Source organism: Planococcus beigongshangi, assembly GCF_016820495.1.
GTDB lineage: Bacteria > Bacillota > Bacilli > Bacillales_A > Planococcaceae > Planococcus > Planococcus beigongshangi.
Map to the genome: position 1 here is coordinate 761712 of NZ_JADHDU010000001.1, position 23941 is coordinate 785652.

Annotated in this window: 31 protein-coding genes; all 31 read left to right on the top strand. The window is 43.6% G+C overall.

Annotated features, from left to right (window positions below; translation table 11 throughout):
* The first annotated feature begins 19 nt into the window (after positions 1-19).
* The 31 genes from IQ294_RS03580 to IQ294_RS03725 all read left to right on the top strand — a co-directional run bounded on the left by IQ294_RS03580 (position 20) and on the right by IQ294_RS03725 (position 23935).
* Positions 20-271, top strand: coding sequence for a helix-turn-helix domain-containing protein (locus IQ294_RS03580; protein WP_203332623.1), 252 nt, complete (start codon positions 20-22; stop codon positions 269-271).
* Positions 268-573 (top strand): helix-turn-helix domain-containing protein, encoded by a 306-nt coding sequence (locus IQ294_RS03585; protein ID WP_203332624.1) that lies wholly within the window; start codon positions 268-270, stop codon positions 571-573. The genes IQ294_RS03580 and IQ294_RS03585 overlap by 4 nt, the downstream gene beginning before the upstream one ends.
* A gap of 3 nt (positions 574-576) precedes the next feature.
* Entirely contained in the window at positions 577-702 is a 126-nt protein-coding gene (locus IQ294_RS16410) for a hypothetical protein (RefSeq protein WP_255536178.1), read from the top strand.
* Between the two features lie 15 nt (positions 703-717).
* On the top strand, positions 718-897 hold the full coding sequence (locus IQ294_RS03590) for a hypothetical protein (RefSeq protein WP_203332625.1): 180 nt from the start codon (positions 718-720) through the stop codon (positions 895-897).
* 1 nt (position 898) lies between these two features.
* Positions 899-1234 carry a hypothetical protein gene (locus tag IQ294_RS03595; RefSeq protein WP_203332626.1) on the top strand — a complete coding sequence of 112 codons (336 nt, stop codon included), beginning with the start codon at positions 899-901 and terminating at the stop codon, positions 1232-1234.
* 89 nt (positions 1235-1323) lie between these two features.
* Positions 1324-2244 carry a bifunctional DNA primase/polymerase gene (locus IQ294_RS03600; protein WP_203332627.1) on the top strand — a complete coding sequence of 307 codons (921 nt, stop codon included), beginning with the start codon at positions 1324-1326 and terminating at the stop codon, positions 2242-2244.
* Complete coding sequence (locus IQ294_RS03605) at positions 2237-3997, top strand: DUF927 domain-containing protein (RefSeq protein WP_238942645.1); 1761 nt, start codon at positions 2237-2239, stop codon at positions 3995-3997. Before IQ294_RS03600 ends, IQ294_RS03605 begins: the two co-directional genes overlap by 8 nt.
* A 380-nt stretch (positions 3998-4377) precedes the next feature.
* Positions 4378-4710 carry a hypothetical protein gene (locus tag IQ294_RS03610; protein WP_203332629.1) on the top strand — a complete coding sequence of 111 codons (333 nt, stop codon included), beginning with the start codon at positions 4378-4380 and terminating at the stop codon, positions 4708-4710.
* 5 nt (positions 4711-4715) lie between these two features.
* Positions 4716-5051, top strand: coding sequence for a hypothetical protein (locus IQ294_RS03615; protein ID WP_203332630.1), 336 nt, complete (start codon positions 4716-4718; stop codon positions 5049-5051).
* A complete protein-coding gene (locus IQ294_RS03620) occupies positions 5048-5311 on the top strand; it encodes a hypothetical protein (RefSeq protein ID WP_203332631.1) in 264 nt (87 codons plus the stop codon). The genes IQ294_RS03615 and IQ294_RS03620 overlap by 4 nt, the downstream gene beginning before the upstream one ends.
* Positions 5312-5345: 34 nt before the next feature.
* On the top strand, positions 5346-5690 hold the full coding sequence (locus tag IQ294_RS03625) for a hypothetical protein (RefSeq protein ID WP_203332632.1): 345 nt from the start codon (positions 5346-5348) through the stop codon (positions 5688-5690).
* Between the two features lie 27 nt (positions 5691-5717).
* Entirely contained in the window at positions 5718-6353 is a 636-nt protein-coding gene (locus IQ294_RS03630) for a hypothetical protein (RefSeq protein WP_203332633.1), read from the top strand.
* Positions 6354-6596: 243 nt separating this feature from the next.
* Positions 6597-7193, top strand: a complete 597-nt coding sequence (locus tag IQ294_RS03635; protein WP_203332634.1) for a hypothetical protein — start codon at positions 6597-6599, stop codon at positions 7191-7193.
* Positions 7194-7217: 24 nt separating this feature from the next.
* Complete coding sequence (locus IQ294_RS03640; RefSeq protein WP_203332635.1) at positions 7218-7613, top strand: hypothetical protein; 396 nt, start codon at positions 7218-7220, stop codon at positions 7611-7613.
* 15 nt (positions 7614-7628) lie between these two features.
* Positions 7629-7976, top strand: coding sequence for a phage tail assembly chaperone G (gene gpG / locus IQ294_RS03645; protein ID WP_203332636.1), 348 nt, complete (start codon positions 7629-7631; stop codon positions 7974-7976).
* Positions 7977-7980: 4 nt separating this feature from the next.
* Complete coding sequence (locus tag IQ294_RS16485; RefSeq protein WP_432419947.1) at positions 7981-8082, top strand: Com family DNA-binding transcriptional regulator; 102 nt, start codon at positions 7981-7983, stop codon at positions 8080-8082.
* A 122-nt stretch (positions 8083-8204) separates the two neighbouring features.
* Positions 8205-12341: a phage tail tape measure protein gene (locus tag IQ294_RS03655; protein ID WP_203332638.1), complete on the top strand. Its 4137-nt coding sequence runs from the start codon at positions 8205-8207 to the stop codon at positions 12339-12341.
* Positions 12342-12441: 100 nt separating this feature from the next.
* Complete coding sequence (locus IQ294_RS03660) at positions 12442-12609, top strand: helix-turn-helix transcriptional regulator (RefSeq protein ID WP_203332639.1); 168 nt, start codon at positions 12442-12444, stop codon at positions 12607-12609.
* A 103-nt stretch (positions 12610-12712) separates the two neighbouring features.
* Entirely contained in the window at positions 12713-12970 is a 258-nt protein-coding gene (locus tag IQ294_RS03665; protein WP_203332640.1) for a hypothetical protein, read from the top strand.
* Positions 12957-13553, top strand: coding sequence for a type II toxin-antitoxin system HicB family antitoxin (locus IQ294_RS03670; RefSeq protein WP_203332641.1), 597 nt, complete (start codon positions 12957-12959; stop codon positions 13551-13553). Before IQ294_RS03665 ends, IQ294_RS03670 begins: the two co-directional genes overlap by 14 nt.
* A gap of 19 nt (positions 13554-13572) precedes the next feature.
* The gene (locus IQ294_RS03675) at positions 13573-13968 is read left to right on the top strand and encodes a hypothetical protein (RefSeq protein WP_203332642.1); all 396 of its coding nucleotides are present in this window, start codon (positions 13573-13575) and stop codon (positions 13966-13968) included.
* Positions 13969-14256: 288 nt separating this feature from the next.
* Positions 14257-15150 (top strand): tyrosine recombinase XerC, encoded by an 894-nt coding sequence (gene xerC / locus IQ294_RS03680; RefSeq protein WP_203332643.1) that lies wholly within the window; start codon positions 14257-14259, stop codon positions 15148-15150.
* A gap of 14 nt (positions 15151-15164) precedes the next feature.
* Complete coding sequence (gene hslV / locus IQ294_RS03685) at positions 15165-15713, top strand: ATP-dependent protease subunit HslV (RefSeq protein WP_203332644.1); 549 nt, start codon at positions 15165-15167, stop codon at positions 15711-15713.
* Positions 15710-17107 carry an ATP-dependent protease ATPase subunit HslU gene (gene hslU, locus IQ294_RS03690; protein ID WP_203332645.1) on the top strand — a complete coding sequence of 466 codons (1398 nt, stop codon included), beginning with the start codon at positions 15710-15712 and terminating at the stop codon, positions 17105-17107. The genes hslV and hslU overlap by 4 nt, the downstream gene beginning before the upstream one ends.
* A gap of 85 nt (positions 17108-17192) precedes the next feature.
* Positions 17193-17972: a GTP-sensing pleiotropic transcriptional regulator CodY gene (gene codY / locus IQ294_RS03695; protein ID WP_203332646.1), complete on the top strand. Its 780-nt coding sequence runs from the start codon at positions 17193-17195 to the stop codon at positions 17970-17972.
* A 759-nt stretch (positions 17973-18731) separates the two neighbouring features.
* Positions 18732-19448 carry a 30S ribosomal protein S2 gene (gene rpsB / locus IQ294_RS03700; RefSeq protein ID WP_033542065.1) on the top strand — a complete coding sequence of 239 codons (717 nt, stop codon included), beginning with the start codon at positions 18732-18734 and terminating at the stop codon, positions 19446-19448.
* Between the two features lie 86 nt (positions 19449-19534).
* Positions 19535-20419: a translation elongation factor Ts gene (gene tsf / locus IQ294_RS03705; protein ID WP_203332647.1), complete on the top strand. Its 885-nt coding sequence runs from the start codon at positions 19535-19537 to the stop codon at positions 20417-20419.
* Between the two features lie 383 nt (positions 20420-20802).
* Complete coding sequence (gene pyrH / locus IQ294_RS03710; protein ID WP_203332648.1) at positions 20803-21528, top strand: UMP kinase; 726 nt, start codon at positions 20803-20805, stop codon at positions 21526-21528.
* The gene (gene frr, locus IQ294_RS03715; protein ID WP_203332649.1) at positions 21528-22085 is read left to right on the top strand and encodes a ribosome recycling factor; all 558 of its coding nucleotides are present in this window, start codon (positions 21528-21530) and stop codon (positions 22083-22085) included. Before pyrH ends, frr begins: the two co-directional genes overlap by 1 nt.
* A gap of 270 nt (positions 22086-22355) precedes the next feature.
* A complete protein-coding gene (gene uppS / locus IQ294_RS03720; RefSeq protein WP_203332650.1) occupies positions 22356-23147 on the top strand; it encodes an undecaprenyl pyrophosphate synthase in 792 nt (263 codons plus the stop codon).
* Positions 23144-23935, top strand: coding sequence for a phosphatidate cytidylyltransferase (locus tag IQ294_RS03725; RefSeq protein WP_203332651.1), 792 nt, complete (start codon positions 23144-23146; stop codon positions 23933-23935). Before uppS ends, IQ294_RS03725 begins: the two co-directional genes overlap by 4 nt.
* The last annotated feature ends 6 nt before the right edge of the window (positions 23936-23941 follow it).

Genomic DNA, 23941 nt, shown 5'->3' on the forward strand with positions numbered 1-23941 from the left:
GTCGAAAAGAGGTGAGGGAATGATAAAGCTTGAATTTAAAAATGCTGATGAAACAAAGGTTTTGATTGGGAAGAAAGGTAAGAGTTTAAGGTCTTTTTCCCGTCAAATAGGCGTTTCTCAACCTTATCTGTCACAGGTATTAAATTTAAAAAACAATCCTTCTGCTACTGTAGCCAAGAAAATCGCTGAAGGATTAGATTTAGAAATTGAAGATATTTTTTTTATAAAAATTGATAATAAAAGTTATCAAAAGGGGGTGGCAGCCAAATGATCCAGGTGCAGATTGATGAATCGCAATTGAAAGCCCTCTATCTGGAGCAATTGGATAAACGCATGAAAGAAATTGAAGGCGAAGTGTTTTTCATGTCCAGTAAAGAGCTATGTCGCTTTGTGGGAATGTCTTGGCCATTGGTAAGCGCGCACTTGATTAGTGATTACGATTTCCCGAAAATTCGGATGGGCAATAAGTGGCTTTTCCCGAAAAGAGAAGTTGCGGAGTATATGCAGAAATATTACGAAGCAGTCCGGGATAACGGCGGGGATATTAAAACTTATAAGAAGAAGGGCGGTTAAGTTATGAAAGCACTCAACAATTACTTTTTCGGTGAAGATACTATCAGTTTCTCGGATGCAGCTTACTTTTATGGAACGTATGCAGCAACAGCAGCCATTGCGATCTACACGATGTTTTCAATCTATTAAAGGGAGGTTCGTCCAATGGAATCATTCGAAGATAGAAGAAAGTTGCAAAACCTTATGAATAACGTTCAACTCGCGCTAATGGGCGGACAGGACATTTTTGACGAAGATTATTTCGAAGATGTAAAAAAACGCGCTGCTAAGGCGGAAAAGGCTTTGAAGGAATTACAAAACTTTATTGAAAAGGGAGAGAAATGAAATGACAATCAAAAATTTTGAATTTAACAATGAAGCAACTGGAATGCTATACAATGCTTTGGATCTCGACGGGAATATGGGCTCAATTAATTTGCGTGTGGAGGTTTTGCAAGATATCTCCGTGAAAATGAAACATCTGCAAGAAGATATGGATCAATCTGTACATGAAGGGAATCAAAAATTCACTTTTACAGAACATCATCGCGAAGTCCGTATCTTGGCTGAACTTTTGTTTTACACCGTAAATGAACTTACGAAAAACAACAAAGAAGCCCGTACTACCGCTGATTCTATAATTGCTAAAGCAAAAGCAATGAATGGTGGTTCGGGGAAATAAAAAACCACCACTCGGCAAAGTGATGGCAGTTAGAAAACTCTCAAATATTTAACTTTTATGCAACTAGCAAAGGCGGTGAAGAACAACCTATGACAATTACGTCTGATGGCTCAAGTGTATCAAAAAATAATACTACTGACAATAGCCTGGACCGTACAAAAATGTTACGTGCAGCACTGGCTTATGCCCAACGTCTGAACTGGAAAGTGTTTCCGGTCCACTATATCGAAAATGGGCGGTGTAGTTGCGGGAAGTCAAAATGCACAAACCCCGGTAAGCATCCCCAATGGGCGGCCGGATTAATCGAAGATGGAGTTAAATCGGCTACGTCTGAGGAAAAGAAAATCCGTCAATTTTGGGGGAAGTGGCCGAAAGCGTCTATCGGCATTGCAACCGGATCAGCAAGTGGAATATGGGTTCTAGATGTAGATTTGAAAGACAATGGCCCAGATTCACTGGAGGAACTAATTAATTCATACGGTGAACTTCCCGAAACAGTCGAAGCTATAACCGGCGGAGGCGGCACCCATTATTTTTTCAAACACGTACCCGGCATTCAGAATCAAACCAGTCAGATAGGTAAAGGCTTAGATGTGAGGGGTGAAGGTGGCTATGTTCTCGGGTCACCATCTGGACATATCAGTGGTAAAAACTATGAATGGGAATTGAGTGGACATCCTTTAGAAAAAAGCGTCCAGGAAGCTCCAGAATGGCTGATTGCACTTATCCGAACGAATAGCGGCAGTAAGCCGACAGCCAAGCCAGTGAGCCACTGGACAACGATTTTGCAGGGTGTAGGCAATGGACAGCGGAACCATTCAGCGGCTTCATTAACTGGCTATCTTCTGCGCAAAGGATTAGATCCGGAAATTGCTTTTCTGCTGATTAATGGCTGGAACCGGGGGATGAATAACCCACCGATGGACGATGCGGAACTGGCGAGAACATTCATCAGCATATTGAATAAAGAAATTAAGCGGTCGGAGGTGATAAGAATTGAATATGACTGAGGTTAAAAGCGAAAACATCGAAGAAGTGAAAAAGCCATTTATTTCAATAGAAGTCCAAGAAGCAATTAATCAAATGAGAGAGCAAAAGGGCGACTTATTCGGAATTGAAGAGGTGACCGGCGGTTCGATAATCCCGAAACCTTTCTTTAATAAAAATGGCAGCCTGTTCAGGATTCAGGAAAAGAAAAAAGAAGGTGTGGTAGTCGAAACGCTTGAGATTTTCGTTTGCCGGAACTTCCCAGTAATTACGCGAAAGCTGTCCAATGTCGAACGGTCTGAAGTGTTTTATGAAGTCTATTGGCGGTCAGATCAACGGGAGTTTCGGGAGGTTGTGCCAGCCATTGGTATATCGACCAAAAGTGAACTCCTGAAACTGGCAGATAAAAACTTGGCTGTCACTGACAGGAACGCCAAAGATTTAATTTTCTACTTCGAGCGTTACATTGCAGAAAATCACATACCTTATCATCATGCAGTTGACCGCATGGGGCACATAAAGACCGCGTTCATTCATCCGCTGATGTCGGATAATGTGGAGATTATGCCGCCGGATATAGGCGAAAAGCAGACATTGGAAGCCTTTCAATCCCAAGGCACACAAGAAGAATGGCTGCGGAACGTGCTTTACAAAGTGAAAGACCGTCCGAAAGTCTTGGCTATCCTGTTATCAAGCTTTACATCAGTCATACTCAAAGATTTGCGCTTGTCTCCCTTCATCGTTGACCTGTCTGGCGTGACTAGTAGAGGGAAGACCACCGCTTTACATGTAGCAGCGAGCGTGTGGGGCACTTCCCATCTAATTAATGAATGGAATGCCACCAAAGTATCCATTGAACGAAAATCAGCGTTCCTGAACAGTTTCCCGGCATTCTATGACGACAGTATGAAGGCTCAGGAATATCAGCTTCAGCAGATTGTCTATAACTATAGTGGTGGACGTTCAAAAGGGCGCGGAAGCATTAAGGGGAGCCAGATGGAATATACCTGGAACAATCTATTGATTTCCACCGGTGAAAATTCGCTTGTTGAATACGCTAGGCAAGCAGGAGGTGCAGCGGCTCGGATTCTCCCTTTAACCGGACTTCCGTTCGAAGGTGTAGATCATAAATTCTTCAACGAGCTTTATCAGTCGGTGGATAAATACCATGGCCGGATCGGCATTGACTTTCTGGAGCAATGGAAAGAAAAGAAAGCGGATTATATCGGATTGTATGCGCAGTACAATGACCAGTTTCAAAAACTTTCAGCCGGAAATGATGTGCTTGGGAGAATCGCCAGACATTATGCAGCAATCGTTTTTACCGCCCATCTTTTGAAAGAGTTCTTTCAGGCAAGCATTAATATTCAGTTATTAGTTGACCTGTTCGAAGATGTGAAGCTTGAAAACAAGTCTACCGACAAGCCAAAGCAGTTACTGGAGCAGATTCTTTCGGATCTTGATTCGGATAGAGGTTCAATCTACTACAACTATTATCCAGAGCGTAGAGAGATAAAAGCTATTTACCACAAAGACACGCTCTATATCCAGCCATCTTATCTTTCTGAAATGCTTGGCGCGGATATGTGGACAATCCGGAAAGAATGGATGCGCCGGGGTATGACATCCATATTTCAGCACAATGGCAGCGAAGTTGATTATAAGCAGATTCGGCACAATGGCGATAGATTTAAAGTTGTAGCATTCAACTCCCATACTCTTCAAGAGTTAGGTTTCAATTTTGAACGGGACCCAGTAGATATAAAAGGCTTATAAGAATTAGTCACCAAGCTGTCACCAAATATGGACCACATTTTCAGCAGATTTGGTGACAGAAGAAAGCAGTATTTACAAGGGTTTGAACAACAAAGTCACCAAGAGTCACCAAGAGTCACCAAATATATATACTATCTTGTGGAACTGTTCATTACCTTCAACAGCGGGTTATTTCAAATAAAAAGAGTCCTATAAAAAAACTTGGTGACTTTGGTGACTTATGGTGACAATCCCTTTAAAACATTGTCGTACTGCAGTTCTTCTTATGGTGAATATGAAGAAAGCATGGTGACAGCGTGGTGACACTTGGTGACTAATTGGCGAAAAAACAGAAATATCTTCTAGTATTTACCAAATATTACTTTAAAGGAGGAACCAAAATGGTCCTAGCAAAAGAAAATCCAAGAAAGCTCAAAATCAATCAGCCGGTTGATTACGAAGATATGCTTCTCTTCGAAAAACTAATATTGAATGCTTGGATTGTAAATCACATCGAGCCTTATAAGATTAAGTCCTTTAACGGGCCGACGTCCTATCGGTTGAAGCACCAGTTCGAGTATTCAAAAGACGGTTTCTATATTACAAATGGCCAGATGAAAGGAGCATTACTCGCTGCGGGCTTCAGACCGAAAGATGAAAATGATTTAAATTGGACGTTTGCTTTGTCTAAAAAATTACAAGATGTAGACTTTGCAAAACTTCCGGGGTGGTGATCCGCATGACCGATACCAAAACACTCAACCGATGCCAAGTAAAAATAGCCCATGTCCTCAATAATCTGGACCGCAATGAGAAACGGTTTAAAGCGTTCTGCAATTTTTATGCTTATGGTCCAGGCACTGAAGCAGAACAGGATCAATTGAGAAGAACGATGTACGAATTGCTGCAGCCGATCAAAGATGTGTTTGTCATTAACGCACTCCTGGAAGAGAAAGAACGGAAACAGATGCCGGCTTTTGATAAAGATGATTTATCCAGGAGAAAAGAAGAGGCTTATCGAAATTATGGTAGAGCCATAACGCTACAGCAGTCACACGAAAGGGGAAAACGATGATTGGATACGTGAATGGGCATGACAAAAAAGGAAGAGCCGTGATCAGTTTAACTATACAAGAAAGCTGTACTAGATTTGATCGGCGTGACCATTTATTCGCTGTTGAGGCCGGAAAGACATATACAATCGGCGGAATACCAAAGGGTGTGACTTTCTACGATGGTTTTGGTGAGGAAATTGCCCGTATGACGTTTACCAAGAAAAGCGCTGCTCGAAATTTTATTATTCCGAAAGACTGCAAGAAAATAGGCATTTTATAGAGTAAAGACATGCTCATAAAGGAAGGTGAAAACAATGAAGCCATCAAGAGCCATGACTAACTACATCGAAGAGTTATTATTCAAAATGAATGAGTTCAAGAAGATTGCCAGCGGGGATATCGAACTGACAAGAAAAGACGGAACTGCACTTCAGCAGTTACGGAAGTATGAAAATGCAGCAACTGTTGTTACAGCTGTTCAGGATGTATATGAATCGATGGATGAAGAAAAGCAGGCCTTTGTCCGAAACTACTATTGGAGTTCAGGCAACCAAACTTTGAAGCGTGCGGCTGATCAACTGAACTACAGTGAACGCACAATGAAGCGGTGGAAAGAAGAAGTTGCCACGTTAATCGCTAATCGATTGGGATGGCTCTGATCTCAATGGAGGAAAGGAGGAATGAAGATGGACAATGAAACCCTCAATATTGAAGCCTGGCAATTGAAGTACCTGGCCCAAGCATTAACCCGCGGCAAAAGGCTAGAGGTCCTAAGAGCGAAATTTCATGAAGAACTGTATGAATGTATCTCTTATTCAACAACTAACTTCGACCCGCTGAATCCAAAGGGAATCAAGACAGCAACAGACAGCCAAGCGATACGGATCATTGAAGCGAAGGAACGTTATGACCGAATGATTATGAACGAGTATGACCGACACTTCAGATGGCAACTCCTACTGGACTGGCTGACTGATCACGACAGAACAATTATGGTTCGCTACTTCCAGAAGAAAAAGTTTGTGCGACCGGAGCTGATTGCTTCATTGCTCCATCGGATTTCCAAGCGATTGGCTGAAGAAGAAAGACACATTGAAAAGGTTCGGACAGATCAAGCTAAGGAAGAGTATGCCGAATACGCTAAGGCTACAGCGGAGAAGAGGATGCCTAAACGGAAGTTATCAGTATTCGAAGATGGTAAATGGATTCTGATTGATCCGGATGAATACAATCTGTTGCAGTGGAAGAAACGTCTTGATGCTAAGCAGAAGGATATGCGTGAATACTTCAAAGATAACTTTAATCATCCAGATGCTTTGTGAAAAATATCCGCAGAAGATTTGTGGTTTATATAAAAAATATTTTCATCCCCCCCAAAAAACATTTTGGCTTTTTAAAAAAATCTAGGGACCGGGCAGGGGCTCGATAAATTGGATTTATGGTCTCTCTCGCGTGAGGGAGGATGTTGGGAATAGTTGGTAATTACTGGTGAGCACGAAATGCTCAAAGCCCTGGTGTATAAGGAATTCGGAGAACGAAACTAAAAATGAAAAGGGGAAATTAAAATGGCAAAAGCAAAGGTAATTGAATCGAATGTTACTAATATTTTTGAAGAAACTATCAAAGCAGTAATGGTGACAAAACGACTGGAAGAGGAAGCGAGAAAAGAAATTCCAGATGATGTGCGGTTAAGAATGGTTCAAGAAGCAAGAAAATTGACGAGAGATATTAAAGAAGACGAGGAATTAGAGGCGGAAGAAGAGCGCTTGAAAAAAAGCTTACGTTTTAGCGCCATTCAAGTTTTCGGAATCCCGGAAGACAAGAGAGCGATGGTTGAGAATAATTATGAGATTGAAAAAGAAAAGGCAAAAGAAGTTTTATATACACAGTATAAAAAACTAGAGGAATTCACAGTTCATCTTAACGAACTAAATTTACTCCTAAATAATGTTGCCCGGTTAGAAGATCAAGCTAGTACAGCTGGGAAAATTGAAGATATACTTGCTGGAAAAGTTAATAAGTTAGCCGGAAGACAAGCATTTCTCCGCCCAGACTTGTCGTTTCTTACTCAAGGCTCAAATGGCAATGCTTTAAGAAAATTAAGTGCTGAAGCTGTAAATGTAAACAAAAAATTATTGTCAAACTTAAAAGGAAAAATTTAATTCATAAAAGAGGAGCTGGAAAAAATGAATTCATATGAAAAAAAGAAAGCACAAATTGAAAAGAAAAAACTTTACAGAAAATATTGGGTGTGGGTATACCCTCAATCAGATGTTGGTGAAGCTGTTTTGACGGCATCCGGATTCTATACGGAATACAATCTTTTCTACCATGATGAATCTGAAACTGAAGAACAACGCTTGATCAATGCGAAAGATGTGGCTCATGCTGCCCTGGCATATAAGCTTGAACGTTTTTCTCATCGGGATGTTTCTACTAAGAAATATAAAATACGGCTTAATGGAAGTACTCGTGGATATGATCGTGATTTAGTTGATGGTATTGATTACGAAATGCGCATAACTGAAGTTCCGATAGAGCATGAACCGGAACTTACATTCGACAATATCAAAACCCTGTAAGAAAGGAGCCTGCTCATGAAAAAGCTCACCATTCGACTGAATATCAGTGGAAAAGAAAAAAGATTCACAGCGCCTAAAATGGTTACTGGCGCCGTATTTCAAAAAACGTTGAAGCTGGAGAAGGACTTCGACAAGAGGCGAGATCCGGAATATTTATTTAATGAATATTATCCTTTCCTCTGTGCAATTTTCGGACACCAGTTTACAGAAGAACAATTAAAAGACGGCTATGATATCCGCGAGATCCTTCCAATGGCATCAAGGGCAATCGATCATGTGATCGAAGAAATGGAATTAAATCCAAAGGGGGAGGTGTTACCGTTTGAAAGACCTTCTGCTAAGAGAAAAGAATATAAACCTTAAACGAATGCGCTGCACTAACTGTGATAAGTTGCTAGGGAAAATAATCGGTACTGCTGAAATCAAATGTCACAAGTGTGGAAAATTAAATATCTTTAAAAACAAATGATAGAGGAATTAAATTTCCTGACAGTTTAGAGACTCCAGAAGTCCTGCCGCCTTATTGTGGCCAGGGCTTCTTTTCTTTCCCCCTGGACAGTAAGGCGAGCCTATAAAGGAGAAGGTGAGAAAATGGCAGAAGGGCCAATACAAGGGTTATCCATCGGACTTGGGCTCGATACGACAGGTCTTGATAAAGGGCTGAAACACGTTAAGCAAAATTTGAAATTGGCATCTTCAGAAATGAAAGCCAATATGTCCGCGTTTGATCACGGAGAAAAGTCTGTGCGGAAATACGAAACGCAATTGACCGGACTCAACAAGAAACTGGAATTGCAAAAAACTGCAACCAATTCAGCCCGCACTGAATATGAGCGTATGGTTGCGCAACACGGAGAAGGTTCCAGACAGGCCGAGCGAGCCGCTATTGCTTACAACAATGAAGTCGCTGCGGTGAATAATCTGGAGCGCCACGTCAACAACCTGACGGATGAATTTCGCCAATTCCAGGTAGAGCAGGAAGCCGCGAACAGTGGGATGGGCCGTTTAGGTGCGTCACTCGACAATGTGGGCGGCAAAGTTTCGGCTATTGGCGGCAAAATGACCAGTGCTGGAAAAGGGTTGTCAGTGGGATTGACCGCACCGATTTTAGCGTTTGGTGCAGCGGGAATTGCGGCATTCAATGAAGTTGATGAGGCAATTGATACAATCATCACCAAAACAGGCGCAACGGGTGAAGCGGCAGAAGGATTCACGGAAAGTTTTAAAACCGTCGCCAAACGCGTGCCGCAGGACCTTCAATCTGTAGGTGAGGCTATCGGGGAAGTCAATACGCAGTTCGGGTTCATGGGTGAGGAGTTGGAAGACGCATCTGAAAGAATGCTGCAGTTTGCGGATATTAACGGAACGGATGTCACCTCTGCCTCTATTGCAGCCAAACAAGCCATTGAAGCGTATGGTTTGGCCAATGAAGATTTAGACGACGTATTAGATGCGGTAACAAAAACGGCACAGGACACAGGCCAATCTGTGGATGATCTCTTCGATAAAACGACAAAAGGCGCTCCGCAAATAAAAGCTCTAGGTTTGGAATTTGCAGAAGGTGCAGCGTTGATCGGTGGATTTGAAAAAGCTGGTGTTGATTCTAGCGCTGCGTTATCGAGTTTGAGCAAAGCACAAGTGATCTTTGCGGAGGACGGTAAAACGCTCGAAGAAGGACTAAATGACACTATGGACGCCATCATGGGCGCTAAAGATGAAACGGAAGCACTCACCATTGCGGCGGAAGTATTCGGTACCAAAGGCGGACCGAGGATGGTCGACGCCATTCAACGCGGAACATTTAATTTAGAAGATTTCGCCGGTGCTGGTGAAAAAGCTGCAGGGGCTGTTGTAAATACGTTTGAAGAAACAGTTGACCCGATTGACCAGGCTGCCATTGCCATGAATAACGCAAAACTGGCTATGGGCGAAGTCGGAGATACGATTCAAGTGGCACTATTACCTTTCATGGAAAAAGCCACAGAAGTGCTGGGAAATGTCGCCGATAAATTCAGCGGGATGAGTCCGGAAGCTAAAAACGCAGCGCTCATGATCGGAGGAATCGCGGCGGCCGCTGGTCCTGTTTTAATGGTTCTCGGTGGTTTAGCGAGTGGGCTCGGTGCAGTCATTACCTTTGTGGGATCTGCGGCAACCGCGGTGAGTATAATGGGTACGGGAGTGGCTGCGGCGACTCCGTTAATCGGTGGGCTGGCCACAGCTTTCACTGTATTGACAGGGCCAGTCGGTTTAGGAATAGCAGCCATAGCCGGAATCACAGCAGCCGGTATCGGTTTGTACAATCATTTCAAGAACGATGCAATCCCAGAGGTTGATCGGTTCGGTGATCAAATTTCCGATACTACAAAAGAAGCGCTCGGTAAATTCTTTGAGTTGTCTGATGGAGTCGGATCCGCACTTACTGAAATGGCCATAACATCCGATGAAATGACAAAAGAAATGGCGGATACACTTTCCGGGAATTTTGCGAGCATGAACGAACAGATTTTAGAAGGTTTGCGAAACAGACATGCAGAAGAAGCGAATCTTTTGAAAGAATCCTTTGCTAATTCATCAGCATTAACAGCAGCGGAAGAGGAAGCCATTTTGAAACGTCAAGGATGGCGGCATGAAATGGAACTGGCTGGACAAGAGGCGAAAGAGGCGCGGGCGCAAGAAATCATCCAGAAAGCCTATGATGAAAAACGCGATACCACTGAAGCGGAAGAAATTGAATTGGAAGCTATCCGTACTTTCATGAACAACAAAGCGGTGGAATCATTATCTGCTAATGAAATGGAATCCAAAATTATTATGCAACGTATGAAGGATACCGCAGGCGCATTATCTGCTCAACAAGCAGCAGAAGTCGTTAAACGGTCTGCTGAGGCTCGTGATGGTGCTGTCAATGAAGCAGAGAAGCAATATGAGGAAACGGTTGCGCAATACATTAACATGCGAGACAACACTGGCGAACTCACAGAAGAACAAGCAACAAAACTTATTGCTGAAGCGAAGAAAACTCGTGATCAGACAGTCGGTCATGCAAAAAACATGCACAAAGAAGTGGTCGGTGAAGCGAAGCTGCAAGCCGAAGGACACATCGGTCACGTTAACTGGGAAACCGGAGAAATTCTTTCCAAGTGGGAAGTTTATAAGAATAACGTCGCTCGGAAATTTAAAGAATCCAATGAAAACAATATGGCTGATTTCAAACGATGGGGCGGCCAATTTTTGGACGCAGTAGAGTCGACGAAGAATAACGCAATTAAAGGCTGGAATAATTATAAGACCGGCATTAATAAAGTATTCCGGCAAGCTGGTCAAGATGGCCTTAATTCTCTCGGGTCCATGGTCAATGGTGTGATAAAGGGAATCAACTGGGTCCTGAGTAAACTGAACGTGAAAACAATCGGTTTCTGGGCAGTTCCGAATATCTTAGGTCAACAAAGTGCTGGCACAAAGTCCGGCGCACCGGTTAAAGCCTATGCGCACGGCACGAAAGGCCATACCGGCGGACTTGCGTTAGTCGGGGATGGCGTCGGATCGAATGCGGGTTCTGAATTAATTCGAACACCGGATGGGAAAGTCGGGTTATCTCCGGCAACGAATACCCTCCTGGATTTGCCGAAAGGCACGATGGTCCTATCTGCCACCGAGACGAAGAAATTATTTAATTCTGTTCCGCGATACGCAAACGGAATCGGCGATATGTTTTCTGCTGCATGGGGAGCAGGGAAGAATTTATTCAATGCTGGCAAAGCCAAAGTATTTGATATTTTTGATTACCTGGCAAATCCCAAAAAACTGTTAGATGTTGGACTGGCTGCTGTCGGATTCAAAATGCCGTCAATCGGTGGATTTATGAAGGATGTATTGTCTGGCGGCTTGAACAAAGCTAAGTCAGGGGCAATTGATTTCATCAAAAATAAACTCGCCATTTTCGAAGAATCGGCAGGCGGTAACGGTCAAGGATTCGGACCGAAATTCCGGCTGACTTCAAAACGCGGCTGGCGGATTCATCCGATCACAGGCAAACGATCCTTCCATCAGGGCGATGACTGGGGCGCTCCAAGTGGCACACCGATTGCGTCACAGGCGTCGGGTACCGTTTCATTCTCTGGCTACCTGCCGTCACGTGGGAATACGGTTCGGGTGAAGAGTGGCATCTATGAGCATTTGTATCAACACAACTCACGAAATTCAGTGAGCGCCGGACAGGCTGTAAGAAAAGGGCAGACGGTTGGATTGGTCGGTTCCACAGGCGATTCCACAGGCCCGCATTTACACCATGAACTGAAAAAGAACGGTGTAAATATTAACCCAAGCGGTTTAGCAACAGGCGGTATGACTACCGGCTTCACGGCTTCCACGCTGCACGAAGAGGGCTATCCAGAGATCGTAATCCCGACAGCGCCGAAACGTCGCACAGATGCCATGAAACTGCTCGCGCTTGCGGCTAAGAAGATTCAAGGCGGCGACAGTAACGTGATTCGCCCGAATCAATTGCCGAATGTGCAAGGGAATAATACGATAGATGCATTAGTAGCTGCGGCGATGAGAACAAATGAATTTTTGATGCAGCAGAATCAACTATTGATGCAACTATTACAGAAAGACGGAAACGTCTATATGGACAGTGATGCTCTTGTGGGAGCAATCGGTAAACCTATGGACGTTTATGCTGGGAGCGCATCGAGATCAAGTTCCTACATGAAAGGTATAAAATAAAACGAAAGCAGCCATTTAGTTGGCTGTTTTTTTTTATGGAATAAAGGAGAAGCGGAGAGATTAAGCGAATATAGAATTAATCAATTTGGAGGTGTAACCCATGTATCACAATCTTTACATCCAGCGCCGGGAACGCCGGTTAAGTCAAAAGAATCTCGCAAAGCTGTTGCGGATCAGCCAGTCGTCTTATCAAAACAAGGAAATCGGCAGAACGGCTTTTACATTACCGGAAGCTGTGGCACTGGCGGAATACTTCAGCACAACGTAAGTGAAAGCTATGCTTTTTACTTTTTTCTTGCTACATTTTTTAGCGAGTGTTAGTATTATAATAACAAGATTGACACTACAGATGGTGCGGATGTGATTATGAATTGGGCCAGAAAGAAAAAATGTTAATTAAATTCAAAAGAAGTCCGAGAGACTGTACTTATCGTGAAGTTGTTTCGTTGCTTCAACGATATGGATTTATTATTAAAGAAAGAGCAGGGAAAGGTTCCCATAGCAAGGTGCATCATCCGGTTCATAAAGATCTAAGGTGGACACTTTCCAAAGACAAACCTATGAGTGTCTTTCATATTGAAGAGGTAGTAAGAATGGTAGAGGAGGTTGAGAGGCGTGAAGAAGAATAGTTTCTCAATGGAGCAGTTCTTAGAAATGGATTACAAGATAGTCATTGATCCTTATGTAAATGAAGAATATGGGGAGAAGGGTTATGTTATTACTTGCCCTGACTTGGCAGGGATAAAAGTTTTTGGGAAAAGTATAGAAGAGGCCTTTGAAGAGTTATATGAAGCGAAGATAGCGTGGTTTGAAATGAAAGAAGAACTTGGGGAAGAGGTTCTCATGCCTGAAATGAAAAGTAAACCATCAGGCAGACTAACTCTTAGACTACCAATTTTTCTTCATGAAAAAGTAATAGATTACTCGGAAAGAAATAATACATCTTTAAATAATGCAATTTCATTTTTGATTTCAGAAGGGTTAAATTCTGTTGAAATTAAATCAGTGAAGAAAGAAATGGCAGCACTAACTAGGGAAATTAAGAAGATAGAGAGTACTTCCATGTGGGGTATTGCTTTTGATGAAGAAGTTTCGTCGAAAAAAGTATTTGATTTAGGATTCGCTAAAAGTTATAAAAAGAACACTGATAATCTGCATCACATAAACCCGGTAGCGGGTAACCGGTTATTTAGAGAATTAGCGCATAATTAAATGACTGAGGAGTATGATTATGGAAAGAAATATTACAGCAAGTATAGTAGATATGGAATTAAGAGAAGTCACATGCAAAACAAGAGCTAAAAAACAAAAGTTCAGTACTACTTTAGAATATAGTTATGAAATAGAAGGTACTAATGTGAGATATGATTGCGCATTTGATTTTAAGCTTACTACCACTCATATAAAAGCCAAATATTTTTATGAAGTATCCATAAATGATATTGAAGAAGAAGATTTGGAAGAGTTTATACTAGAAGAAGAAGAAGAAGTCTTTTTTCCGCTACTTAGTAAAATGTCGGGATTAATAATGAAATTTACTGATGAAATTAATCCGTTTCCTTTCGTAACCCCCGTAGAATTTTGGGAAATGAAAAATTTAGATTTTAAAGAAAGAGAGGAGCTATAGCTCTTCTCTTTTTATATGCGGCTATACAAGGTAGTATTGAAAACTATATGCGAAATGCCTTAAAATTATATTGCCCACGAAACGCCCACGACTTATTTGTATATCATATAACTCTATATTAATGAAGAAACTCAAAAACGTTGTTAATTCAACATTTCGGAAGAGTGTATTATACTATTTAAAGCGCACATAATTTTGCTATAATTTAGAGGCTTTTTATTAATGCTTCATACCACCCGGCTTCATCTTATGCGGAAAAGTCCAGAGAGGAAAGGGCGGATTGACAATATGACAAAAGAAGAAATGGTCCGGTCTTTCATCAGCTATATCCAATTGGAGAAAAATTATTCCGAGCACACCGTTCATCATTATGAATATGATCTGGCCGGTTTTTTTCTTTTTCTGGAAAGTGAAGGCGTGGACGACCTAAACCAGGTCGAATACGTGCACGCGCGAAATTACATGACGAAACTATATGAAGAGAAATTATCGAGACCAACCGTCTCCCGTAAAATATCTGCCATCCGTTCATTCTTTAAATATGGAAACCGGGAATTCGGGCTCAGTGAAGAAGCGTTCCGGTCACTGTATCATCCGAAGAAGGAAGAACGGCTTCCCCAATTTTTCTATGAAGAGGAGCTGGCGGCGCTATTCGAATCGGTTAAAGGCGAAGATCATTTATCCATCCGTAATACTGCACTCCTTGAGCTGCTGTATGCTACCGGCATGCGTGTCAGTGAATGTGTCTCCATCCGGCTGAAAGATCTTGACCGGCATATGCAGATCGTCAAGGTCATGGGCAAGGGCCGTAAAGAACGTTACATACCCTACGGACAATTTGCCCACGATGCGCTGGAACTATATATCGATGAAGTGCGTCCTAAACTAATGAAAAACTCTGAACACGATGGGTTATTCGTCAATAGCCGCGGCAATCTTGTGACTGCCCGCGGAATTCGCCATATTTTGACTGAATGCATGAAGAAGGCTTCAGCCAATTCCAATATCTATCCGCATATGATCCGGCACAGCTTTGCGACCCATTTGCTGAACAACGGGGCCGATCTGCGGACGGTGCAGGAATTACTCGGACATTCGCATCTGGCTTCGACGCAGGTGTATACACATGTTACAAAAGAGCATTTAAGGAAAACATATTTGAATTCACATCCGCGAGCATAGAGAGGGGAAAAAGAATGGAACAATTTCATGCAACCACGATATTCGCAGTCCGACATAACGGGGAATGCGCAATGTCGGGGGATGGACAGGTGACGTTCGGCAACGCCGTCGTCATGAAACATACAGCCAGAAAAGTGCGCAGATTATACAACGGCCAGGTATTGACCGGATTTGCCGGTTCCGTCGCCGACGCTTTCACTCTTTTCGAAATGTTTGAAGGTAAACTGACCGAATACGATGGCAACCTCCAGCGGGCAGCTGTTGAACTTGCCAAACAATGGCGCGGGGATAAGATGCTGCGTCAGCTGGAAGCGATGCTGATCGTGATGAATAAAGAGGAGCTTCTCCTCGTTTCCGGAACAGGCGAAGTCATCGAGCCGGATGATGGCATCCTTGCCATCGGATCAGGCGGCAACTATGCCCTGGCTGCCGGTCGGGCGCTGAAAAAATACGCAGGGGAAAACTTGACTGCACGGGACATCGCCCAGTCGGCTCTCGAGACGGCTGCCGATATCTGCGTTTACACCAACCACCAGATCGTTGTGGAGGAGCTGACAAAATGAAGACCCAGAATGATTTAACACCCAGACAGATAACAGAACATCTTGACCGCTATATTGTCGGCCAAAAAGACGCAAAGCGCTCCATTTCGATTGCGCTCCGAAACCGCTACAGAAGAAGCCGGCTTGATGAAGAGTTGCGTGATGAAGTGATTCCGAAGAATATCCTCATGATCGGACCGACAGGAGTCGGTAAAACAGAGATAGCGAGACGCATCGCCAAATTGACCGGTGCACCTTTCATTAAAGTCGAAGCGACAAAATTTACGGAAGTCGGATATGTCGGCCGCGATGTCGAATCGATGGTCCGCGATCTGGTAGAGGCTGCGGTCCGCATCGTCAAAGAAGAGAAAGTGGAAGCCTTCAAAGGCAAAGCTGAAGCTGCTGCTAATGAGCGCATCGTCAAATTGCTTGTACCGTCGATGAAGAAAAGGCAGCCGAACCAGAATCCGCTTGAGATGCTGTTCGGACAAAAGTTTGAGCAGGAGGAAGAAGAGCCGACTGCGGAAGTGGAAGTCCGTGTCAAAAGACGTGAAATCGCTGAAGACCTGAAAGCCGGGAAATTGGAATATGAATGGCTGAATGTCGAAGTGCTGGAAAATACAGCTTCCATGTTCGATGCGTTTCAGGGAGCCGGCATGGAGCAGATGGGCGCCAATATGCAGGATGCCCTGTCATCGCTGATGCCGAAGAAAAAGAAAAAACGCCGGATGCAGGTAAAAGAGGCGAGACGCGTTCTTGCAGCAGAAGAAGCCGCAAAACTGATCGATGATGAAGAAGTGGCAAGTGAAGCGATTGAACGTGCAGAACAGCATGGCATCATTTTCATCGATGAGATGGATAAGATCGCCAGTAAAAATAATTCGTCGTCAGCGGATGTTTCGCGGGAAGGCGTACAGCGGGACATCTTACCGATTGTCGAAGGATCGACAGTGTCGACGAAATACGGGGCAGTGAAAACGGATTACATGCTGTTTGTTGCGGCTGGGGCATTCCATATGTCAAAACCGTCAGATCTGATACCGGAACTTCAAGGACGTTTCCCCATTCGGGTGGAACTGCAGAAGCTGGAAGTTGAAGATTTTGTGAAAATCCTCACAGAACCGAAACATTCTTTGCTAAATCAGTATAAAGCGCTTCTCGAAACAGAAGGAGTTGTGGTAAACTTCAATGATGCGTCAATCGTCAGACTAGCGGAAATTGCGTTTGAAGTGAATCAGGAGACCGATAACATCGGTGCGCGTAGGCTGCACACCATTTTAGAGCGGCTGCTCGAAGACCTGTCCTTTGAAGCATCGGAAATCAGTCCGGCACAAATCGACATTACACCTCAATATGTGAACGAAAAACTTGAGAATGTGGCAAAAAACAAAGATTTGTCACAATTTATTCTATAATTAAGTCAAAATAGTTCCCTTAAAGAGTAAAAAGCTTTAGAATATTGAATAAATACGGTACGAATTATGTAGGAGGTTCATTCATATGAATTTATTAGGAAAAACAAGACGAATTAACTCAATGCTGCAAGCAGCAGCAGGTAAACCGGTAAACTTCAAGGACATGGCAGAAACTTTAAGTGAAGTCATCGAATGTAATGCATTCGTTGTCAGCCGTAAAGGTAAGGTCCTTGGCTATGCCATCAACCAGCAAATCGAAAACGAACGCATGAAAGGTATGCTTGAGGAACGCCAATTCCCGATCGAATATACACAAAACCTTTCAAATATTACTGAAACGACAGAAAACCTGGACGTCAACAGTGAGCATACGATCTTCCCGGTTGAAGAACGTGAATTGTTCAAAAACGGTTTGACGACGATCGTTCCGATCATCGGCGGCGGTGAGCGCCTCGGTACGCTGCTTCTTGGACGTGTTGATGCACAATTCCAGGATGACGATCTGATTCTTGGTGAATACGGTGCAACAGTTGTCGGGATGGAAATCCTGCGTGAAAAAGGCGACCGCATCGAAGAAGAAGCACGCAGCAAAGCTGTCGTACAAATGGCGATTTCTTCACTTTCATACAGTGAGCTTGAAGCAATTGAACATATCTTCGAAGAACTGGACGGCAACGAAGGTTTGCTTGTCGCTTCAAAAATCGCTGACCGTGTAGGAATCACTCGTTCAGTAATCGTCAACGCACTTCGCAAACTTGAAAGTGCCGGCGTCATCGAATCACGTTCACTTGGGATGAAAGGGACTTACATCAAAGTTCTTAACACGAAATTCCTTGCTGAGCTTGAGCAATTGAAAATGAACTAAGACCGTTTCGGAAGGCACCGGATATTTTATCCGGTGTTTTTTTATGTACAAAAAATAGTTGACTTGTGAAGATGATATTCCATAAAACAGCTTCGCTTTCCAGCGGGCTCCCTCCCAATCCTCCTCGTCCGCTACGCTCCCTGTGGTGTATCGGTCGTGTCGCTAAGCCGCAGGAAGAGTTCGACCGAACCACATTCGGTCGAACTTTTGCGACGAAGCGCAAAGCGCTGGTGGAGCAGTACGGTTTTCTGCGCTGTTTTACTCCATATCATAGAAATCCTTCAAGAGCTGAAGTAGTTTCCATAAGCGAACTCGGACCTTCGTCCGAGGGGGTGCCGGGCGCTACGCTAAGACAGTAGGGAGTCTTTGCTGCTTCATTTCAATTCCAGAAGTGGATCTAAGCAAAGGCGCGGCTCAGGACCGGGTGGAGCAATAAGACGAGTGGTCTTCTCGGCTTATTGTGGGAACCAAGGTACGCCAAACATAGGTGGCGTGGCCTTTGCGACGAGCGCAGCGGTGGCGCACAATCTTTGCACTGTCCAAAGCGCCGAAGCGATATTTCTGTTATACCTCTAGTACAACTTGTATAGTTTTTATTTCCAGGAGAAACTTGTTGCGTAATGGAACAGTACCGTGGTATAATTTCAAATGGTGTTAAATACACACGCATTCGGATTTGTTCCGCAGGTGCCCTTTGAGGTGACGGTTCAGAGATGAAGGATGCGGAGGGAAAAAATAACCTATCAGGAGGAAACACACATGTCAGTAATTTCTATGAAACAATTGCTTGAAGCTGGTGTACACTTTGGTCACCAGACTCGCCGTTGGAACCCGAAAATGAAAAAATATATTTTCGTTGAGCGTAACGGCATCTACATCATCGACCTTCAAAAAACAGTCCGCAAATTGGAAGAGGCTTACAGCTTCATGAAACAAGTGGGCGAAGAAGGCGGTAAAGTGCTATTCGTTGGTACGAAAAAACAAGCTCAGGACGCGATCAAAGAAGAAGCAGAACGTTCTGGCAACTACTACATCAACCAACGCTGGTTGGGTGGAACACTTACTAACTTCGGTACAATCCAAAAACGTGTGAATCGCATGAAACAGATCGAGCGCATGGCTGAAGATGGAACTTTCGAAGTTCTGCCGAAAAAAGAAGTTGTTCAATTGAATAAAGAACACGATCGTCTTGTTAAATTCCTTGGCGGTATTCGTGATATGAACGGTCTGCCGGATGTTATGTTCGTAGTTGACCCTCGCAAAGAACGCATTGCGGTAGCAGAAGCTATGAAATTGAACATTCCGATCGTTGGTATCGTTGATACGAACTGTGATCCGGATGAAATCGATTATGTAATTCCTGCAAACGATGATGCAATCCGCGCAGTAAAACTTTTGACTGGTAAAATGGCTGATGCTTTGCTTGAGTCTAAACCGGAAGAAGAAGAAGAAACTCCAGCTGAAGCTGCTGAGTAATTCACAATGAACCACAGGTGATAAGCGGCCAAACCCTCTTATCACCTTTTTTTGAGAAAACGTATATCCTAAGGAGGAATTTAATCATGGCAGTTACAGCTCAAATGGTAAAAGAATTGCGTGAAAAAACTGGTGCAGGTATGATGGACTGCAAAAAAGCACTTGTACAGACAGACGGCGATATGGAAGCGGCACTGGATTTCCTGCGTGAAAAAGGTCTTTCAAGCGCTTCTAAAAAAGCGGACCGCATTGCTGCTGAAGGAATCACTTCAATCAAAGTTGAAGGTAATGATGCAGTAATTTTCGAAGTGAACGCTGAAACTGATTTCGTAGCGAAAAACACTGGTTTCCAAACGCTTGTAACGGAGTTGGGTGATCACTTATTGGCCACTAAACCGGCTACAATCGAAGAAGCGACTGCTTCTACAATGTCTAACGGACTTTCTGTTGCAGATCACATTTCAAACGCAATCGCGAAGATCGGTGAAAAGATCACTTTGCGCCGCTTTGAGATCCGCACGAAATCTGACGCTGACGCTTTCGGTCCTTACCTTCACATGGGTGGCCGCATCTCAGTATTGACAGTGCTTGAAAACTCAACGGATTCAGACGCTGCTCGTGATATCTCTATGCACATCGCTGCTTTGAACCCTAAATACATTTCACGTGATGAAGTTTCTGCTGAAGAAGTGGAAAAAGAGCGTAAAATCTTGACTGAGCAAGCATTGAACGAAGGCAAGCCTGAAAAAATCGTTGCTAAAATGGTTGAAGGCCGCCTTGGTAAATACTTCGAAGACATCTGCTTGCTTGACCAGGCGTTTGTTAAGAACTCAGATCAAAAAGTCCGCGATTTCGCAGCATCAACTGGCGGCAGCGTGAAAGAATTCATCCGTTACGAAGTTGGAGAAGGTATCGAGAAACGTGAAGATAACTTTGCTGATGAAGTAATGAGCCAAGTAAACAAAAAATAATTTTATTTTCATAGCTTGACCTTGGGGAACACTGAAAGGTGTTCCCTATTTTTAAAGATAAGCAACTAAACATTTTTATATGTGAGCAAGTTTTAGACGGAGCGGATTTTTGTCCAGACTCCAGCGGCCCTGCTCCTCGGGTCATAAGCCAACCCAGTGTCCAGACTCCAACGGCCAACTCCTCGGACTTAAGCTGTCCTTCCTTTGCGGCAAAGTACGCCACTTCGGAAGTTCATCTTAAGCCTGCCGGAGCTGAACGGCCGTTTTCGCTTTTCAAGTCTGCGTGACAGAGACCGCCACTTCGCTGGTCTGTCTTATGCCTTTCGGAGCATAACGGGCGCTTGCGCTTTTCTTATAATAACTAGTTAAAATGGAGGGTACCGATGAGTGTTCAGCAGTATAAACGCATTGTATTAAAACTTAGTGGAGAAGCGATGGCAGGCGGACAAGGTTTCGGGTTATCCCCTGAAATCATCAAATCTGTAGCCGCTCAAGTTAAAGAAGTTGTCGATTTAGACGTCGAAGTGGCCGTAGTTGTCGGCGGAGGCAACATTTGGAGAGGCAAGGTCGGTTCTGAAATGGGCATGGACCGCGCAACTGCCGATTATATGGGAATGCTTGCTACAGTCATGAATTCATTGGCTTTGCAGGATTCACTTGAAAAGCAGGGCGTTGAAACCCGTGTACTTTCTTCTATTGAAATGCGCCAGGTTGCTGAACCCTATATCCGCAGACGTGCAATCCGCCACCTTGAAAAGAAACGTGTGGTAATTTTTGCGGCAGGCACCGGCAATCCGTACTTCTCGACAGATACGACAGCAGCTCTTCGGGCAGCCGAAATTGAAGCGGATGTAATCCTGATGGCGAAAAACAATGTTGATGGTGTTTATTCTGCCGATCCGAAAACGGATGCATCAGCCATCAAATACGATGAGCTGTCTTATTTCGAAGTTATCCAGCAAGGATTGCAGGTAATGGATTCTACGGCTTCCACACTATGTATGGACAATGATATCCCACTCGTAGTATTCTCTATTATGGAAAACGGAAATATCAAACGTGCTGTTCAAGGTGAAAAAATCGGAACAGTTGTGAGGAGAGACATATAATGCCGAAATCTGTGATGAACGAAACCACTGAGAAAATGACAAACGCAATCCAGGCCTATTCCCGCGAACTTTCAACAATTCGCGCTGGCCGCGCCACTCCGTCCATTTTGGACAGACTGACAATCGATTATTACGGCGCTCCTACCCCTGTCAACCAGGTGGCAGGAATTTCTGTACCGGAAGCACGTATGATCCTGATCCAGCCTTACGATAAAACAGTGCTGGGCGACATCGAAAAAGCGATTCTGAAATCCGATATTGGATTGAATCCTTCAAATGATGGGTCAGTCATTCGACTGGCGGTACCAGCTTTAACTGAAGAACGCCGTAAGGACCTTGTCAAAGAAGTTAAAAAAGAAGCGGAAGCTGCTAAAGTGAATATCCGTAATATCCGCCGTGATGCTAACGACGAATTCAAGAAGCTTGAAAAGAAAAGTGAAATAACTGAAGATGATCTGCGTAGTTATTCTGATGATATCCAAAAGTTGACAGATAATAATATCGCTAAAATCGATGAACTTGCAAAAGACAAAGAAAAAGAAATTTTGGAAGTATAAGGAGAAACTTCATTCAGCAGGGGTTTCATCCCTGCTGAATGTTAGTTGATCCAATCGGGTTTTTAGGGTCAGTAAATTTTCTGCTCGAAAAAGCCGGAAATTTACTGGCCATTAATACGGGATAAACGAACTTCATAAATTTTCAGGCGTCCTGTATAGCAGGGCGCCTTTTCATTTCAAACAACCGGGGAGAAAGATAGGGCACGATAGCGGTTTTTTTGTTATGATAAGGGATAGACATGCCGATTTGTAATAGGTGGAGGATTAGTTATGATAAATAAATTATTAAAAAGAAATACGGAAACGGTGATTGGCGATTTGGAACGCCTCTCGATAGTCCGTGATGGAATCATTCCTTCACACATCGCCATTATTATGGATGGCAATGGACGCTGGGCGAAAAAACGTTCGCTGCCGCGTGTTGCCGGACATCATGAGGGCATGAAAACTGTGCGCAAAATTACACGTTTAGCAAATAGCCTTGGCGTTAACGTATTGACTTTATATGCATTTTCCACAGAAAATTGGAAACGTCCCAAAATGGAAGTGGATTTCCTGATGCGTTTGCCGGAAGAATTCCTTTCCACATTTCTGCCGGAATTAGTGGCTGAAAATGTCAAAGTGGAAATGATGGGAGACCATACGAATCTTCCTGCCCATACACTGCGGGCAATCTCGAAAGCCAAGGAAGCGACAAAAGACAATACTGGATTAATCTTGAATTTTGCGCTGAACTACGGCAGTCGGGCTGAAATTGTTGATTCGGTGAAAGAGCTTGCTGCACAAGTGGCTGCCGGCACATTGAAACCTGAAGATATTACAGAAGAACATATCAATTCCGGGCTCATGACAAAATCATTGCCGGAACCTGATTTATTGATCCGGACCAGTGGAGAAGTGCGTTTGAGCAACTTCATGCTTTGGCAGCTGGCATATACAGAATTTTGGTTCACTGAGACATTGTGGCCGGATTTCAACGAAGATTCTTTAATGGCTGCGATTGAGAATTATCAGAAACGAAATCGCCGCTTTGGAGGATTGAAAGGGGAAGAAGCACAGTGAAACAGCGTATCATTACAGGAGCGATCGCATTTGCCCTGTTTATTCCATTCGTCATTTACGGTGATGCTCCATTTACAATTTTAGTGTTCATATTAGGAACGATTGGACTGCAGGAATTATTGAAGATGAAAGGCCGCACACTTTGGAGTGTTCCCGGCCTTATTTCTCTTTTGGCCCTCTATGCATTCATGATGCCTCATGAATGGGCACAGCAGATTTTAGAATGGACAGGCTATACAAAAGTGGAAATTGCATTTATCGCAGTTATCCTGCTGTTAATACATACTGTAGTTGTTAAGAACAGCTTTACATTTGATGATGCCGCATTTGCGATACTCGGCACATTATATGTAGGAATGGGTTTCCTTTTCCTGATTGAAACTAGGGAAGCCAGTCTTGCTTTTCTGATATATGCACTCCTGGTCGTATGGTTTACTGATTCAGGCGCTTATTTTACGGGAAGAAAATTCGGCAAGCGGAAGCTCTGGCCGGAAATCTCTCCGAATAAAACCGTGGAAGGCTTTATCGGCGGCATCGTTTATGCGATCGCAGTAGCGCTGGTATTCAATTATTTCGTGGATCTCGGCCATCCTGTCTATATCCTCATCATCGTGACCATTATCGCATCGATATTCGGGCAGATGGGGGATTTGGTGGAATCTGCGTTAAAGCGGCATTTCAACGTAAAGGATTCCGGAAATGTACTGCCGGGACATGGCGGTATACTTGACCGTTTCGACAGTATTCTTTTCGTGATGCCGCTGCTTCATTTCTTACATTTCATCTGAGGAGGA

Bases quoted from the DNA above. Each gene is read 5' to 3' on its own strand.
- IQ294_RS03580 (WP_203332623.1), top strand. From the start codon at position 20: ATGATAAAGCTTGAATTTAAAAATGCTGATGAAACAAAGGTTTTGATT.
- IQ294_RS03585 (WP_203332624.1), top strand. From the start codon at position 268: ATGATCCAGGTGCAGATTGATGAATCGCAATTGAAAGCCCTCTATCTG.
- IQ294_RS16410 (WP_255536178.1), top strand. From the start codon at position 577: ATGAAAGCACTCAACAATTACTTTTTCGGTGAAGATACTATCAGTTTC.
- IQ294_RS03590 (WP_203332625.1), top strand. From the start codon at position 718: ATGGAATCATTCGAAGATAGAAGAAAGTTGCAAAACCTTATGAATAAC.
- IQ294_RS03595 (WP_203332626.1), top strand. From the start codon at position 899: ATGACAATCAAAAATTTTGAATTTAACAATGAAGCAACTGGAATGCTA.
- IQ294_RS03600 (WP_203332627.1), top strand. From the start codon at position 1,324: ATGACAATTACGTCTGATGGCTCAAGTGTATCAAAAAATAATACTACT.
- IQ294_RS03605 (WP_238942645.1), top strand. From the start codon at position 2,237: ATGACTGAGGTTAAAAGCGAAAACATCGAAGAAGTGAAAAAGCCATTT.
- IQ294_RS03610 (WP_203332629.1), top strand. From the start codon at position 4,378: ATGGTCCTAGCAAAAGAAAATCCAAGAAAGCTCAAAATCAATCAGCCG.
- IQ294_RS03615 (WP_203332630.1), top strand. From the start codon at position 4,716: ATGACCGATACCAAAACACTCAACCGATGCCAAGTAAAAATAGCCCAT.
- IQ294_RS03620 (WP_203332631.1), top strand. From the start codon at position 5,048: ATGATTGGATACGTGAATGGGCATGACAAAAAAGGAAGAGCCGTGATC.
- IQ294_RS03625 (WP_203332632.1), top strand. From the start codon at position 5,346: ATGAAGCCATCAAGAGCCATGACTAACTACATCGAAGAGTTATTATTC.
- IQ294_RS03630 (WP_203332633.1), top strand. From the start codon at position 5,718: ATGGACAATGAAACCCTCAATATTGAAGCCTGGCAATTGAAGTACCTG.
- IQ294_RS03635 (WP_203332634.1), top strand. From the start codon at position 6,597: ATGGCAAAAGCAAAGGTAATTGAATCGAATGTTACTAATATTTTTGAA.
- IQ294_RS03640 (WP_203332635.1), top strand. From the start codon at position 7,218: ATGAATTCATATGAAAAAAAGAAAGCACAAATTGAAAAGAAAAAACTT.
- gpG (WP_203332636.1), top strand. From the start codon at position 7,629: ATGAAAAAGCTCACCATTCGACTGAATATCAGTGGAAAAGAAAAAAGA.
- IQ294_RS16485 (WP_432419947.1), top strand. From the start codon at position 7,981: ATGCGCTGCACTAACTGTGATAAGTTGCTAGGGAAAATAATCGGTACT.
- IQ294_RS03655 (WP_203332638.1), top strand. From the start codon at position 8,205: ATGGCAGAAGGGCCAATACAAGGGTTATCCATCGGACTTGGGCTCGAT.
- IQ294_RS03660 (WP_203332639.1), top strand. From the start codon at position 12,442: ATGTATCACAATCTTTACATCCAGCGCCGGGAACGCCGGTTAAGTCAA.
- IQ294_RS03675 (WP_203332642.1), top strand. From the start codon at position 13,573: ATGGAAAGAAATATTACAGCAAGTATAGTAGATATGGAATTAAGAGAA.
- xerC (WP_203332643.1), top strand. From the start codon at position 14,257: ATGACAAAAGAAGAAATGGTCCGGTCTTTCATCAGCTATATCCAATTG.
- hslV (WP_203332644.1), top strand. From the start codon at position 15,165: ATGGAACAATTTCATGCAACCACGATATTCGCAGTCCGACATAACGGG.
- hslU (WP_203332645.1), top strand. From the start codon at position 15,710: ATGAAGACCCAGAATGATTTAACACCCAGACAGATAACAGAACATCTT.
- codY (WP_203332646.1), top strand. From the start codon at position 17,193: ATGAATTTATTAGGAAAAACAAGACGAATTAACTCAATGCTGCAAGCA.
- rpsB (WP_033542065.1), top strand. From the start codon at position 18,732: ATGTCAGTAATTTCTATGAAACAATTGCTTGAAGCTGGTGTACACTTT.
- tsf (WP_203332647.1), top strand. From the start codon at position 19,535: ATGGCAGTTACAGCTCAAATGGTAAAAGAATTGCGTGAAAAAACTGGT.
- pyrH (WP_203332648.1), top strand. From the start codon at position 20,803: ATGAGTGTTCAGCAGTATAAACGCATTGTATTAAAACTTAGTGGAGAA.
- frr (WP_203332649.1), top strand. From the start codon at position 21,528: ATGCCGAAATCTGTGATGAACGAAACCACTGAGAAAATGACAAACGCA.
- uppS (WP_203332650.1), top strand. From the start codon at position 22,356: ATGATAAATAAATTATTAAAAAGAAATACGGAAACGGTGATTGGCGAT.